This window comes from Legionella birminghamensis, from assembly GCF_900452515.1.
Classification (GTDB): domain Bacteria; phylum Pseudomonadota; class Gammaproteobacteria; order Legionellales; family Legionellaceae; genus Legionella_C; species Legionella_C birminghamensis.
On record NZ_UGNW01000001.1, the window covers coordinates 453411 to 468836 of the forward strand.

The window sequence follows — 15426 nt, forward strand, 5'->3', positions numbered from 1 at the left end:
CCGGCGCGATAATGAGAAGATGAGGCAGGCGGATGGACGGGGAAAAAGGGCAATTGCGCTATGCGAGTGTATTATCACTATTGATCGCCTGCGCTCTTTTTTTAGCAGCGCGTCTAATCTATTTATTTGTAGCAGATCCCCTGCGCTTCCCGATAAATACCGTTAAGATTGCTGCCAGTTATCATCATATTTCGCATAAGCAACTGGAAGAGGTACTGGACAAATATTTGAATGACAGTTTTTTTTCTCTGTCAGTGGGTAGGCTGCATGCAGAACTGTCGGCTTTTGAATGGACGCGGCAAGTGCATATTGAACGTGTCTGGCCTGATACGCTGAAGATAACATTGGTAGAAAAAATTCCATTCGCAACATGGAATAATGCCATGCTTACCGAAGATGGAGAAATGTTTAATGAAGGCAATCCACAAGCCGATACTTTATTGCCGCAACTGAGTGGACCGTCCAATCAATATAGAGAAGTCTTACAAGTTTACAAAAAAATGAGTAAGATATTATCAATTTATGGTTTGCACGCATCCTCATTGGAATTACGCGACAATCATGCTTGGGAGCTTGGTTTGGATAATGGCGTGCAATTGCGGCTGGGTAAGCGGGATTTGGAAAAGAGGATATCTCGATTCTGTAAGGCTTATCCAGCTGTTTTTGCAGAAAAATCGGCGCAACTGGCAAGTGTGGATTTACGCTATCCGCGTGGTATGGCAGTGCAATGGAAAAATGAAGCGGGAAGATAATGGCTAAAAAATCAGAAAAAAATATCATAACCGGTTTGGATATAGGGACATCGAAAGTGGTCGCGCTGGTAGGAGAAGTAAGCACCGATGGAACTATTGAAATAATCGGTATCGGGCGCCATCCATCCCGCGGTTTAAAACGTGGCGTTGTTGTCGATATTGAGGCAACGGTAAATTCTATCCAGCGGGCAGTACAAGAGGCCGAGTTAATGGCTGGCTGTGAAGTACGCACTGTTTATGCAGGAATTGCTGGCAGTCATATCCGCAGCCTGAATTCGCACGGCATTGTTGCTATTCGCGATCAGGAAGTTTCCCAGGCTGACGTCGAACGTGTTATTGAGGCAGCAAAAGCAGTCGCCATTCCTGCTGACCAAAAAATCCTCCACATTCTGCCCCAGGAATTCATCATTGATAACCAGGGTAGTATACGCGAGCCAGTCGGTATGTCAGGTGTGCGTTTGGAAGCACGGGTTCATATCGTAACCGGTGCCGTCAGTGCTGCCCAGAACATTGCCAAATGCGTGCGCCGCTGCGGCCTTGATGTATCCGATGTTATTCTTGAGCAACTGGCATCCAGTCATGCAGTATTGACCGATGATGAAAAAGAATTGGGTGTCTGCGTGTTGGACATTGGCGGCGGTACCACGGATATCGCTATCTTCGCTGAGGGGGCTATCCAGCACACAGCGGTTATCCCCATTGCCGGTGATCAGGTTACCAATGACATTGCTATGGCGTTGAGAACACCGACTAAAGCAGCTGAGGCGATTAAAATCAATCATGCCTGTGCCCTGCAGGAATTGGCCAATCCCGATGAAATGCTCGAAGTCATTAGCGTGAATGAACGTCCGGGGCGAAAAATATCCGCAAAAATATTAGCTGATGTCGTTTCAGCGCGCTATGAAGAGTTATTTACACTGGTAAGGCACGAGTTAAGACGCAGTGGTTTTGAGAATCGAATTGCGGCAGGTATGGTGATATCAGGTGGCGGCTCCTGCGTACGAGGCGCAATTGAGCTGGCTGAATTATGCTTTGAAATGCCAGTAAGACAAGGTTGTGCGCATCATGTGGCAGGGTTAGTTGAAGCGACGACCAATCCTTCCCTGGCGACAGGCGTGGGATTGCTATTGCATGGGTTTCAACAGCAGTATGAAGGCGGCTACAGCGTCCCTGCCTTAAATGAGGGCGGCAAAAGTATGTGGTCAAGAATGCGGGAATGGTTTCAAGGGAATTTTTAAATTGGAGTTTTAGGTATACAGCTCAGGAATTAATCAAATTGACTGTATAAAAATGAGTTGAATTATGTATAACGATACATAATCTCTAGGTCTTAATCGGCAGTTAAAAAGAGGGGAGAGGCAGGAATGTTTGAATTAACGCAAAGCCAGGAAAACAGTGCCGTTATCAAAGTTGTAGGAGTTGGCGGCGGCGGCGGTAATGCGCTGGAACACATGGTCGCTGAGAATATTGACGGGGTAGAATTTATTTGTGCAAACACAGATGCACAGGCATTGAAAAACTCCAATGCAAAATTACATATTCAATTAGGCGATAATCTAACCAAAGGTCTTGGGGCGGGTGCCAACCCACAAATCGGACGTGAAGCCGCAGAAGAAGACCGCGACAGAATCCGCGAAGTACTTGAAGGCGCCGATATGGTATTTATTACTGCAGGCATGGGCGGTGGAACAGGTACAGGAGCTGCCCCTGTGTTCGCAGAAGTGGCCAAAGAATTAAACATTCTAACAGTGGCTGTGGTAACCAAACCCTTTTCTTTCGAAGGCAAGCAAAGAGCCTTAGCGGCTGAAGAGGGCATTAGACGCCTGGGCGAACATGTAGATTCGTTAATTACTATTCCCAATAATAAGCTTTTAAGCGTTCTGGGTAAGAATATTAGCCTTCTGAATGCCTTTAAAGCAGCAAACAATGTACTTTTAGGCGCTGTTAAAGGGATCTCCGATTTGATTACCCGTCCAGGCTTAATCAATGTGGATTTTGCCGATGTCCGTACTGTTATGTCTGAAATGGGCATGGCCATGATGGGAACCGGCAGCGCAAGCGGCGAGCAGAGAGCCAGACAGGCGGCAGAAGCGGCAATTGCTTCTCCATTATTGGAGGATGTCAATTTCTCCGGGGCTCGCGGTATTCTGGTTAACATCACTGCCGGCCTGGATATGTCCATTGGTGAATTTGAGGAAGTCGGTGATGTTGTTAAAGAGTTCATTTCTGATGATGCGACTGTGGTTGTTGGAACAGTAATTGATCCAGAGATGACTGATGAAATGCGAGTGACTGTTATCGTTACTGGACTAGGCGATCCGAACCGTGGCCGTCAACAGCAGCAACAGCCCCAATATGCTGGCATTGCTAAAACCCGTGCGGCTGAATCAATGCGAAGCGATGGTTCTTTTGATTACCAGCAATTTGACAGACCCGCTGTTATGCGCAAGCAATCTAGCCCTGCAATGCAGGCAACAGCAAAATCCAACGAACCTGCAATTCCTGATGTTGATTATCTTGACATCCCTGCTTTCTTACGCAGACAGGAAGAACAGGTGGAATCCTAACAGTAGGCTGGGCTGTAAAGCCCAGCGGGTAACTATCCTGGGCTTTACAGCCCAGCCTGCTCCAGTATTTCTCTTATAAAAAATTAGACTAATCAATTGATTGTTGATATCATTGGGGGAACTATTGTGTGAAAAAATGGGATATCTGAATAAGGTGATCGCTGAATGATTAAACAAAGAACTCCTAAAAAGGTGATTCAAGCTACAGGTGTTGGTTTGCATTCTGGTGATAAAGTACTTTTAACCTTGCGTCCCGCTCCAATCAATACTGGCATCGTATTTAGACGTATCGATTTAGATCCCGTAGTCGAAATCCCTGCAGTTTATGATTATGTTGGCGATACGATGTTATGCACGTCTCTTCTGCATAAAGGGGTGAAAGTTGCTACTGTAGAGCATCTGCTTTCTGCACTGGCTGGTTTAGGAATTGATAATGCCTATGTGGATATTAATGCGCCTGAAGTCCCAATTATGGACGGCAGTGCGGCACCTTTTGTTTTCCTGATTCAATCGGCTGGTATCCGTGAACAAAGTGCTGCCAAGCGCTTTATTCGCATTTTAAAACCAATTCGCGTTGAAGATAACGGCAAGTACGTGCAATTTCTGCCATATAACGGTTATAAGGTGTCCTTTACCATTGATTTCGACCATCCGGTATTTAATGATAAACCGCAGGCCGCGACCTTTGATTTTTCAAATACGTCCTATGTTAAAGAAGTTTGTCGAGCCAGAACATTTGGTTTTCTTTCAGATTATGAAAAATTGCGTGAAAATGATTTGGCAAAGGGCGGCAGCCTCGATAATGCCATCGTGGTCGACGAATACCGGGTACTGAACGAAGACGGTCTTCGCTTCGATAGTGAGTTTGTCACGCATAAAGTTCTGGATGCTATTGGTGACCTATATCTGCTAGGTTGCGGCTTAATCGGTGCATTTGAAGGGTATAAATCAGGCCACGAGTTGAATAACCGATTGCTAAGAGAGCTAATGCTGCGTCAGGATGCCTGGGAATACACCTATTTTGATGCCGAAAATTACATGCCGGCTATGCCTGGATTCCTACCCGTAGAAGCCTGAACTGAAGTTCATTTTAAAAAAATGCAAGTCGCTAAGGACTTTAAAAACGAATTTAAAGTCCTTAAGCATTAGCGAGAATTGAATCAATAGACATTGTCAACTAGCGTGAACTTTAGATTGGCAGTCAGTTATTCAGCATCTGGATTACTCCCCGTCTTTGCGAACGAAGTGAAGCAACCCAGAACCCTGCGCTCGTCCAAGCTCCGATCTGGATTGCTTGGCCAAGGCTCGCAATGACGGAGCAATTGACATAATACTTCACTTGCTCCCGCTTTGTGGTCCAAATTTGTTAGATTAAGTTCCAGAAGTTAATTGCTTAAGCAAAACCAATTGCCTGCATATTAAAAAAAACAATGGCGCTTTCCGGATCATGGGCGGCGGCATTAATTTCCTGGAGCATCAGATCATGTGTTTTTAAGGAGATACGTTTGGTTTCAAGCAGGTCTTTGGAGCAGGTTAACAAAATATCACGGAAATAGTAAAAAAATTCCTTTTTCTTTTCCGGGTTACGGTTGTCGTGATGAAAGGTTCGAACATTCGTCTGGATATCGTGGAAGCCTGCATTTAATAATAGATTGCCTAAGCGAACGCCAATATCCCCATCGCATCCCATTTCATGCTGTAGATCATTTAGTGCTTTCCAATAAAGGCTTGTATTGGGTAAGGGCGGGTAGATATAAGCCGTTTCATTAAGTTCTTCATAGCAGGAGATCGGCGAGCCAGGTTGAAGTACCTCCTGCACGCAGGATATGACAAGCTCCGGTTGCTGCACATGTTCCAGCACATAGCAGAAATAAGCGCAGTCATATTTATCTTTTTCCAGTTTAAGATTGGCAGCATCCATGACTAAAAACTCATATCGGGGTGTTCCATCTGGCCATTTTGACCATGGTATCGTAGATAGATACTTTCTTGCCTGTTCAACTTGACCCGGTTCACGATCAATGCCGGTCACATGAATATTGGGAAAGTCTTTTAAAAGCAATGCGGTCTGGGCGCCTACGCCTGAGCCTATTTCCAGCAACCGTTCTTTTTTATGAAAGGGTAAATCCTGATGCGCAAAATGATAAATTAATTTCGCTTGTTGGTATAAACGTTGTGTTTCATTAGGGTTGTAACCATGGATGTAGTTGTTCTGAGTATTGTTCATTATTATCCCTCTGACTTTAAATTCTAAACATCTCAGATTTAATATAGTTGTTTTTGAGCCAGTGTCGAGTTAGAAGGCTCTATGGAATAAGCCTAGATTTTTTTTGCAGGGTCTGTTGCAAAAAATGATTCAAGTTGCTGACACTCCTTGAATTGTTGCAGAAAGGACTTAAACTGACTGGACACCAACGTTAGCGGAATGCGAGGCTCATCGCCCAATACATTTTGCAATAACATCGTCCTGAACGAGTGGGGATGGGTATTACCATTATCCAATCGTCTATGCTCCATATAATCAATAAGCAGAGCTATTGCATCCTGATAACGGGTCTCTTTCTTGAGGTTGGCTACAAATTGGTTTGCATTCCGTCTGCCTGTAGCCGCATGGCGATGGCGAAGAGAAAACCACAGGCTTTTATTATAAGTTTGGTACTCCTTATTCGCCTGTTCTACTCGCCTGATTAGTCGATCCAGAGGGTCTCCAATGTTCACTGGGTTGGCCATGGCAGGTTCAACGGGTTCTTCAGATCTCATTTCATCCTTTTCGCGAGAATAGTGAATGTCAAAAAAAGAAGCTCTTGCTGGGGTAGTTGCAGGAGGAGAGGAAGGTGTCGTAGCTGGTTTGGAAGTCTTTTCTTTTAAACGATCAAAGGCAATTGTGACATGGGTTACCCAATGCATATTGTTTTGATTATCAATGGTTATGCAGTGTTGATTGGGCAGGTCATGAAAAGGCTGAGAGGCTGAGCCATTTATTAAATAATGTAAATTAACAGACAGCGTGCGAGCCAGGGCGTCCAAATGGGTATAAGTGCCCCATACATAGTCCCGGGTAATTTCCTCCATAGCCAGAACTATGGAAGAGTTGCGTAAAAAGGGGGTTTCCAGGCTTATTGCAGGTGTGTCCTTGCCATACAGAAGTCTAAGAAAAAGCGTTTGCAGATCAAGAATAATTTGAGTAAATGGAATGTCCTTGATTTTGCTGTGCTCAGCTTTTAATTGGTCAATTTCTTTTAGGATGGATTTTGAACGGGCGAACTCATTATAGTCCTTTATCTCCCTAATATTTTCAAAATAGACTGCGGCAAAATTGCTAAAAATGCTATTGGATTTTAACCGGGTATTATCTTCACCAGGATTGACACAATCCTGTTTTAATTCATTAAGCTGGGTTTGGAAAAGCATTCGCCGTAATGCTTTTTGCAAACTTTCCAGTAATTGTTTGTCCTGGCTGGTGCGTGCTGCTTCCTCAATATGAAAATCGCAGATTTGCTGATAAAGAGGCCTAATCGAGGGCTGTAGTTGCGTCAGACGGTTAAATAATTCCCGATTATGGCTAGAATGTTCTTCCTGAATTATATTAATAAGGCCTGTTGCAAAAGCATAAAATGCACAATTTCCCAAACCTGGATTATTAATCAGTTTGTTAACAATAATGACTTGTGGTGGCTCAGTAGCATTCCCAGGAGGGGCTGCTACGGTTTCACGATTATAAAAAGCATCAGCCGAGCTAAACAACAACTTGCGCTCTTGCTGATCAATCAGGAAACCGTCTTCTTCAGTGGTATAAAGATCCCAATGCGCCTCTTTATTTTTCAGGTAAATGCCAGAACTGGCGTTTTTGGGATTAGGCATCTCGTTTTCATGGATTTCAAGATGCAGTTGTTCCGCCATTTTACTGATATCACCACAACTATAGCCGCGCTGAAATGTATCAATTTTCTTGTATTCGTTTGTAAGTAAATCCAATAAAGACGCTTCTTTATTTATTAATGCCTTGCAGTTTTGAAACTCATCCACTTGAGCTTCCCTGATTAACTGTCCTAAACGCTCCAGGATCACTGCTTTTGTCGCGAGGCTTAACATATCCAGCGTAGGGAAACAGATTCCCTGGGCAGGCTGCGCCATAATTTCATACCAGGCTAGCCCTGATTGAATAGAAGTTTTGTTATAATACAACAGGCTGGATAATTCCTGTAATAAAATGTCTTGCGGTTCAGAGGCGAAATTTTTATTCAGATTAAACAAGACCGGGGCAAGAATGAGCTCAATATCGCGGGCATTGTTATAGTATTGCAGCCATGATTTGACATTAGCCCAGGTTTTGGGCGAAAAATTAGGATGTTGCGCAGCAAATTGTTCGAGCAGCTTCTGATAATTCTCGTCTTCCAGGCGGCCGTCAAGACGACCGCTCAGCAGCTCGATGGAAAAGCCTAGGGCTAAAGCATTAAATAGGCAGGCACCGTCACCTGTTGCTGAAAAAAGCTTGGTCATTGGTTCAAACCGTAAAATACAATGTCTTCGATTAGCATTATATCGATGGTTTTATTTTTGCACAAATTGTTATGAATAACAATAAAATTTACATTTTTATAACTGTTTTATTCATTAACTGATTTATCACCCGCAAATTTATTGTTGTTAGCCAGGTTTCGCAATGCATCACGTAGTGGTTCATAACTGCAAACCTCACTCAGCGCATAGAGCGATGAGCAAGTTGCTGCCGAGAGAAATTGCCGCGTCTTTTTTGGGGGAGAATGCTGTTCATAATTTTCGCTAGCCACTGCAATTTTAACCGATGCCAATTGATAAAGACCGGATTCTCTCCTGAGTGAGTCACGCAAATCAGGCAGGCAGTAGCGTAATTCGGTGGCCCAGGCGGGATTATGAATGTGCAGCGTCAATGTTCCTCTGCTAAAACTGCCCACTTGGCAGTGGGGGCTTAAATGCTCGGGCAGATACTTTTTTACTTCGGTATTCAGCTTGTCGATTTCTGCTGATTTCAAGCAGATCTCGGCCAGTTGTTTGTTCATGCAATGATTAATACGCCGCATTTACTAACAGTCTCAATTGGTGACGCCGAAAAGGAGCATAGCAAATTAATTCTATCTGCACTATTATATTTTCTCTCTTTATCCGGAATCTAATGATGATAGATAGTAACACCGATAGTAACGTGGTGTATGTGGCAAGACTCCACTGGGTGATTTTTTTAGGCCCCTTTTTAATGGCATGCCTGGCAATGTTGTTGGGAATTTATATTGAGCAAGTCAAGATTGTTGCCCTGTTGTTCCTTTTATTTGCTTTGGCCTGGGCCGCTGTAACCTGGGTAAATTATCACTTCTCTTCGCTGACTATTAGGCGAAAGCAAGTGATTTTGCGCGCCGGTATCATGGTCCGCAATACTATCGATATTCCTTTAGGAAAAATTGAAAGTATTGATATCAGGCAATCGATAGTCGGCAGCCTTTTGCGTTATGGTTCATTAATGATTACTGGAACCGGGGGGACGCGTTATGCGATTAATTTTCTCGACAAGCCCTTGACCTGCAGACGCTATATTGAACAATTGATGCATGAGCCATAAACACAGGGCAAACCGCTATTTCTCTGGAAAAATTCTTGTCGAACAGCTTATTAAACGGTCTGGTCACAGGCTTTCCTATTTTCGCCTTGAAGACGGTAGCGAATGGATTTACAAGCAACTTGCCCGGGAAAACTGGTTGGGTACCATTCACCATTCACAGGTATGCAGGAACGAGTTATTGGGCTTTGAGATTAATTCCTGGCTTGCCCATCATTTTCCTGACTATCAGGGTGGTGTCAAAAGCCAGATTGTTGTAGAGCAAGATAAAATCCATTTGCTTCGCCCCTATTTCAAAGGCGCACCTGTCCGCCTGCCATCTCCCGAACAGGCATTTTTTCTGGGGCAGGTATTGGCAAGAATGCATGCTATGGCAAAACCTGAGGAAAATTTTGAATACTGGCCGGCAATTACCTGGCCGCCAGATTTTGAGCCTGCCCCCTGGATGAAAGAGGTAAATACTTTAATCGACCAGCATTCCTACTATCAAAAGGAATACTGGGTTGCCAGTCATCGCGATCTGCATATGGGAAATCTTTTATGGTCAGAAGATAAATTAGCTGCCATCATTGACTGGGAAAGTGCCGGCTTAACCCATCCTTTTGTTGATTTGATTGGACTTGCAGTTAATTGCGCCGGAGTTGCAGATGCTGTGTTCAGGCCACAGCATTTTTCCATGACCCTGCAAGGCTATCAATCGGTAGCTCCCCTTCCAGCAGAAGACGAGTTGCTATGGTTCTTGTGTTTTCACAGTTGGCTGCTTTGGTTAATCTATATCTGGAAAAGTAAATCACATGATTTGCTTAAACCTAGCCTGGACGCAATGGATACCTTCAGGGCTCATCTAGCATTAATGAAGAAGATTTATTGGGAAAAGGCTTAGCCAACTTTCCATCGAATCCCCGAGGCACCGACCGCGGGGCCCACATGATGCCTATCCAAGTATAAGTCTTGTGCCTTTTTACTCGCTATTTTTTGGCAACATTGCAAAAGTAGGAGCCTGTTGGGCCACCAGACATGGGCCCCGCGGTCGGTGCCGCGGGGATTCGGAGTGGAGGTGCCGCGGGGATTCGGAGTGGAGATGCCTCGGGAATCGCCGGCCGCACTGATTTAGTCTTAGGAATATTTCCCAGCGCTGTGCTATATCTTCCTTATGCATTCTCATCGACTCACAACATGATTATTCATCGTTTACTGGCAAGCGTTCTAATTCCATTGATTCTTGTCGATCAAGGCTTTGCCATGCGCTGCAAGCAATCTTTAGTGCTTGAAGGGGATAGCAAATACATAGTTGAGCGGAAATGCGGTCCGCCTTTGGCAAAGGATATCTATCAGGATTCTTCCCTGTTGGTAAATAGTTTTAATATTCCCTACGGCCTTGCCTCGGATGTGTATGAAGTCTGGACGTATCAGCAATCGCCCAATGAATTTCTTTATGAGGTGCTATTTCAGAATGGACGCGTCGTTGCCATTTCAGCAAACAGAAGCTTTTAGCCTGAGCGGGTTTAAACGTTTTGTTCTATGATTAATAGAAAGACTTTATTCAGGAGAACACATGGGAAAACGGCATGTGGTAAAGGCTAGTGAGGTCAGTGGGGGCAAAGTAAAAAATAATGCAGGTGAATATCTTGGCGAGATCAATGAGGTTGTCATTGATAAGATTTCAGGCAGAGTAAATTATCTGGTCCTGGATTTTGGGGGATTTATGGGATTTGGTAATAAATTTTTTGCCATTCCCTGGCATTTATTCAACTACAATAAAGAAGATGACTGTTTTATTTTACAGATAGAAAAAGAGCGTTTAAAAAACGCACCTGGATTTGATAAGGATAATTGGCCCAATTTTGCGGACACCAGTTTTGCTTCATCACTTGAAAAATATTACGTATAGGACGCATCTGCTGCGTATTATTTATTGATCAATGAGTTATGTTGTAATAATGTGTTGTTTCTGCTTGGATATCTTCACTGTTTAATCTGTACAATTACAGGTCGCTGCGATTTTAGGGAACATTCGCAATAACCTTCGAAAATTAACCTGAGTTTATGACTATGCAGGGCATATATAAAGGGAAAACTAAAAAATGGATATTTTAAACCTGAGAGTTTTGCGTGGGCCTAATTATTGGTCAAACACCAGAAAAAAACTAATTCTCATGAAACTGGATCTGAAGGAATTTGAAGAGCTTCCAAGCAATGCGATTCCCGGATTTAACGATAATTTAAAAAAATTACTTCCTTCCTTATATAACCATTTTTGTTCTGAAACCAGCGAGGGTGGATTTTTCAAAAGGCTGGATGATGGAACCTGGTTAGGTCATGTCATCGAGCATGTAGCCCTGGAGCTCCAGTGGCTGGCAGGCATGCCCTGCGGCTATGGTAGAACACGTTCGACTCATCAAAAAGGGATTTATCATGTGGTATTTGCCTACGAGATTGAAAGCGCAGGCCTTTATGCGGCGAAAGCAGCAGTGGAACTGGTAACGGTTTTAGCTCATCAGCGCCCCTACACACTCGTGGAACATCATTTGGAGCAATTAAGGGAAATCCATCAGCAGGAAGGTTTTGGCCCCAGTACCCAATCCCTGGTAAATGAAGCCCGTAAACGCAATATTCCTTACACCCGGCTGGATGACTCCTCCACGATTATGTTTGGTTATGGCTGCCATCAGAAGTTAATATGCGCAACGGTTACCGGCTTGACCAGCAGTATTGGAGTGGATAATGCGGCAGATAAAGAAAGAACCAAGCAGTTACTGGCAAATGATTATATCCCGGTTCCCCGCGGTGTAATAATTGACGATATGGCTTCCTTGAAAGAGGCGATCGAAAAGGTAGGTTATCCCTGTGTAATCAAACCAGTTGATGGTAATCATGGACGAGGAATTACAACCAATATTCAGAATAAAGAAAAAGCGCAAGCTGCTTTTCAGTTAGCTGCAGAAATTTCCGAGAGGATTATTGTAGAACAATTTATTAGTGGTCACGATTTCCGTTTCCTGGTGGTTAACCATAAGGTTATTGCAGTCGCTAAACGCACCCCGGCCATGATTGTAGGAACGGGTACTGCAAGCATACAGCAGCTCATTGATGCGGTAAACCAGGATCCTAACCGCGGGGAACATCATGAAAAGTTCCTGACAACTATCAAGCTGGATGCAAGCACCTTGGCTATTCTGGAAGAAAACGGCCTTGATTTAAATTCTGTTTTACCTGCGGGCAAAGTCCTTTACCTCAAACATACCGCGAATTTAAGTACTGGCGGCACTGCAATTGATGTGACCAGCATTGTTCATCCAGAAACCCTGTTCATAGCTGAACGCGTATCGCGCATTATGCACCTGGACATTTGCGGTATCGACATAGTTGCCGAAAATATCAGTTTACCCTTGAAAGAAAATAATGGTGCCATTATTGAAGTCAATTCAGGGCCCGGTTTCCGTATGCATCTTTCTCCAGAATGCGGTAAGACGCGAAATGTTGCGCGTCCGGTGATTGATATGCTGTTTCCACCTGGAAGCGAGTCACGAATACCGCTGGTGGCTATCACCGGAACCAATGGTAAAACAACCACTGCAAGACTAATTGCCTATTTTGCACGAAAAGCCGGACGCCATGTCGGTTTAACCTCCACTGAAGGAATTTATATCAACGAACAGGAGGTGTACCGAGGCGATTGCAGCGGGCCATTCAGCGCCAGGGTTATTCTTCGTGATCCCCTGGTCGATTATGCTGTGCTGGAATGCGCAAGAGGCGGTATCTTACGTGAAGGGCTGGGTTTCGATCACTGTAGTATCAGCATTGTAACCAATGTATCGGAAGATCATCTTGGCCTTGATGAGATTCATACCCTTGAGGAGCTTGCACAGGTGAAGGAGGTTGTGCCACGCAGCACAATAAAAACAGGCTATGCCATTTTGAATGCGGATGACGACCGGGTTTATCAGATGAAGGAGGCCGTCGAATCTTCAGTCGCATTGTTTAGTATGCAGGACGACAATCCTCGCATTGAAAAGCATTGCCGGGAAGGCGGTTTGGCAATCTACCTTTCTAATGGGTTTATTGTATTGCAAGATGCTGATAAAAAAACGCAAATAGCGCATGTGTCTAAAATTCCGCTCACTTTTGGTGGAAAGGCCGCAGGGATGATCCAAAATATCCTGTCCGCAGTTCTGGCCGCCCATATTTCCCGTTTTAGTATCGAGAATATCGCGGCCTGGCTTCATGAGTTTCAACCCTCTCCGGAAAACCTTCCTGGCCGCATGAATCTCTTTGCATTTGAAAATTATCGCATCCTGGTGGACTATGGGCACAATGCGGCTGCCTTTGAACATCTGGAAGGTTATATTGTCCAGCAGCCAGCGACCCGCAAAATCGGAATTATCGCCGCAACGGGCGATCGAAAGGCCTCGGATATTCGCAAGATAGGCGCCTATGCCTGCAGAATGTTTGATGAAATTATTATCCGGCATGATGTGGATGGCAGAGGACGCAGTAATGAAGAGTTGACAGCACTCCTTCTTGAGGGGATAGAGCAGACGGAAGGTTTTGATTCCAGACAGGTGAAAATTATATCCAATGAAATGGAGGCACTTCATCACGTTTTACGGGAAGCAGTTCCTGGTTCCTTCATTTTTTATTTTCCAGAGGATGTAATGACTGCTATTGCCTATCTTAAGAAATTGCAAGCAGGCGTTCGTGCTACGACAATGGCTGTCAGTTAGGAGCTTGTTACATGCTTGCAAAAGGTAAGATGCTTATTATCGGGGGAGCGGAAGACGTTGGCGATAAAGAACCCCCATTCCCGCCTAAAGATACCGGGGAGTTGCAGCGTTACGAAATTCTCCGGGAATTATTCAATGCCTCGAAAAATAAAAAAATAGAAATTATTACTTCAGGCAGTCGTTTTCAGGAAGAGGTTAAAGAGCGCTATCAAAGGGCATTCCACGATATAGGCTATAAAGCCCCTGGTTTTATCCATATTGAGGATAAAATGGAGGCGAGGGATAAGCACTATTTAGCCCGTGTAGAAGCAGCGGATGCCGTGTTTTTTACTGGTGGTGATCAGTTCAGATTGGCAACCATTTTAGGGGGTACCAATCTCATCGATTTCATCAGGCAGCGCTATATCGAGGATCGGCATTTTATCGTTGCAGGAACGAGTGCAGGGGCCATGGTCATGTCATCAATAATGATCACCGCCGGGGGGCTGGCAGAGGCGTTAATTGAGCAGGATTTAAAAACATCCTCCGGCCTCGCCTTTATTCAAAATTGCATTATAGATACGCATTTTATTAAACGCGGCCGTTTTGCCCGTCTCGCCCATGCGATTATCATCAACCCTGATCAGCTTGGGGTAGGTTTGGGGGAAGATACGGCATTAATTATAAAAAATGGTTCAGAGGCCGAATGCCGCGGTTCGGGAATGGTTGTTATTATTGACGGCAAGCATATCCGGCAAACCAATATTACCGCTGTGCGTGATAATGAGCCTGTTTATGTGGAAAACCTGAAAGTCCATCTGCTGGTAAAAGGCTGTCGGTTCTCAATAAAAACCCGTAAGCTTTATAACCCAACCAAAGTTGCGTCTAAAAGAGGAAACAAGGATGAATAAGATTGCCATGGCCATTCACGGAGGGGCCAGTGAAGCGACCGAATTGCTAAGAAGTCATTTACCGGAATATGAGGAGAGTCTTAAAGTGGCTTTGTATAGGGGATATGACGTGCTGCAGCAGGGAGGTTCTGCACTGGATGCAGTAGAAGCGTCTGTTCGGCAATTGGAAGACGATCCTTTGTTTAACGCTGGCAGAGGCTCGGTCCTTAACAGTGAAGGACAGGTGGAAATGGACGCGTCAATAATGGACGGGCATATCCTCGATGCCGGTGCTGTGTCCATGGTGCAGGAAGTAAAAAACCCAATTTCGCTTGCAAGAAAAATCATGACGCAAACGCATCATGTTTTTCTCTCAGGTTACGGTGCCTTGGCGGTGGCCAAATTAAATGATCTTGAGCTTAAATCAAAGGATTATTTTGTTACCGAATACCAGTATGGGCAATATTTAGAGGCCTCCAAACGGGAAAGCACAGACGATATATTTGATAAAAAAATTAAAGGGACGGTAGGGGCTGTCGCTTTGGATGCCCAGGGCAATCTGGCTGCGGCAACCTCAACCGGCGGAACAGGGAATTGCTTGCCCGGGCGGGTAGGTGACAGTTGTATGATTGGCGCCGGATGTTTCGCCGATAATAAATCCTGCGCTGTTTCAGGCACTGGCGAAGGAGAGGCCTTGATTACGCAAGTCGTTGCGCATACGATTGCCATGTTAATGGAGCTAAATCAGTGGTCCCTTGAGCAAGCCTGTGATTATGTCATTCATCAACGAAATATTGCCCGAAGGGAAATGGGGGTCATTGCTATTAATGGCAAGGGCGAAATTCATTGCGCTTTTAATACTGAAATTATGAAACGTGCATGGATTGGCAGTGATACTCCCTTGCAAGTAAAAATTTATTAAGA

14 protein-coding genes are annotated in these 15426 nt (G+C 44.5%); 11 read left to right on the forward strand and 3 right to left on the reverse strand.

Annotation, left to right across the window (positions count from 1 at the left end; translation table 11 throughout):
• The first annotated feature begins 32 nt into the window (after nucleotides 1–32).
• From DYH42_RS01920 to lpxC, 4 genes are all read left to right on the forward strand, one after another.
• Complete coding sequence (locus DYH42_RS01920) at nucleotides 33–752, forward strand: cell division protein FtsQ/DivIB (RefSeq protein WP_058523346.1); 720 nt, start codon at nucleotides 33–35, stop codon at nucleotides 750–752.
• Nucleotides 752–1990, forward strand: coding sequence for a cell division protein FtsA (ftsA, locus tag DYH42_RS01925; protein ID WP_058523347.1), 1239 nt, complete (start codon nucleotides 752–754; stop codon nucleotides 1988–1990). The genes DYH42_RS01920 and ftsA overlap by 1 nt, the downstream gene beginning before the upstream one ends.
• A 126-nt stretch (nucleotides 1991–2116) precedes the next feature.
• Nucleotides 2117–3319, forward strand: a complete 1203-nt coding sequence (ftsZ, locus tag DYH42_RS01930; protein ID WP_058523348.1) for a cell division protein FtsZ — start codon at nucleotides 2117–2119, stop codon at nucleotides 3317–3319.
• A 165-nt stretch (nucleotides 3320–3484) separates the two neighbouring features.
• Nucleotides 3485–4396, forward strand: coding sequence for a UDP-3-O-acyl-N-acetylglucosamine deacetylase (gene lpxC / locus DYH42_RS01935; RefSeq protein WP_058523349.1), 912 nt, complete (start codon nucleotides 3485–3487; stop codon nucleotides 4394–4396).
• A gap of 316 nt (nucleotides 4397–4712) precedes the next feature.
• Here lpxC and DYH42_RS01940 read toward each other — a convergent pair whose 3' ends face one another.
• From DYH42_RS01940 to DYH42_RS01950, 3 genes are all read right to left on the reverse strand, one after another.
• On the reverse strand, nucleotides 4713–5546 hold the full coding sequence (locus DYH42_RS01940; RefSeq protein WP_058523350.1) for a class I SAM-dependent methyltransferase: 834 nt from the start codon (nucleotides 5544–5546) through the stop codon (nucleotides 4713–4715).
• Between the two features lie 92 nt (nucleotides 5547–5638).
• Nucleotides 5639–7819 carry a hypothetical protein gene (locus DYH42_RS01945; protein ID WP_058523351.1) on the reverse strand — a complete coding sequence of 727 codons (2181 nt, stop codon included), beginning with the start codon at nucleotides 7817–7819 and terminating at the stop codon, nucleotides 5639–5641.
• A 107-nt stretch (nucleotides 7820–7926) separates the two neighbouring features.
• A complete protein-coding gene (locus DYH42_RS01950; protein WP_058523352.1) occupies nucleotides 7927–8358 on the reverse strand; it encodes a DciA family protein in 432 nt (143 codons plus the stop codon).
• Between the two features lie 116 nt (nucleotides 8359–8474).
• Here DYH42_RS01950 and DYH42_RS01955 point away from each other — a divergent pair, with 116 nt between their 5' ends.
• The 7 genes from DYH42_RS01955 (at nucleotide 8475) to DYH42_RS01985 (ending at nucleotide 15424) form a co-directional block, all read left to right on the forward strand.
• Entirely contained in the window at nucleotides 8475–8912 is a 438-nt protein-coding gene (locus tag DYH42_RS01955) for a PH domain-containing protein (RefSeq protein WP_058523353.1), read from the forward strand.
• Entirely contained in the window at nucleotides 8902–9792 is an 891-nt protein-coding gene (locus tag DYH42_RS01960) for a phosphotransferase enzyme family protein (protein WP_058523354.1), read from the forward strand. Before DYH42_RS01955 ends, DYH42_RS01960 begins: the two co-directional genes overlap by 11 nt.
• 293 nt (nucleotides 9793–10085) lie before the next feature.
• A complete protein-coding gene (locus tag DYH42_RS01965; protein ID WP_065232808.1) occupies nucleotides 10086–10403 on the forward strand; it encodes a DUF2845 domain-containing protein in 318 nt (105 codons plus the stop codon).
• Nucleotides 10404–10464: 61 nt separating this feature from the next.
• Nucleotides 10465–10800, forward strand: coding sequence for a PRC-barrel domain-containing protein (locus tag DYH42_RS01970; protein ID WP_058523356.1), 336 nt, complete (start codon nucleotides 10465–10467; stop codon nucleotides 10798–10800).
• A 193-nt stretch (nucleotides 10801–10993) separates the two neighbouring features.
• Complete coding sequence (gene cphA / locus DYH42_RS01975; RefSeq protein ID WP_058523357.1) at nucleotides 10994–13633, forward strand: cyanophycin synthetase; 2640 nt, start codon at nucleotides 10994–10996, stop codon at nucleotides 13631–13633.
• 11 nt (nucleotides 13634–13644) lie between these two features.
• Nucleotides 13645–14523, forward strand: a complete 879-nt coding sequence (locus DYH42_RS01980) for a cyanophycinase (RefSeq protein ID WP_058523358.1) — start codon at nucleotides 13645–13647, stop codon at nucleotides 14521–14523.
• Nucleotides 14516–15424, forward strand: a complete 909-nt coding sequence (locus DYH42_RS01985) for an isoaspartyl peptidase/L-asparaginase family protein (RefSeq protein ID WP_058523359.1) — start codon at nucleotides 14516–14518, stop codon at nucleotides 15422–15424. Before DYH42_RS01980 ends, DYH42_RS01985 begins: the two co-directional genes overlap by 8 nt.
• Nucleotides 15425–15426 lie beyond the last annotated feature (2 nt).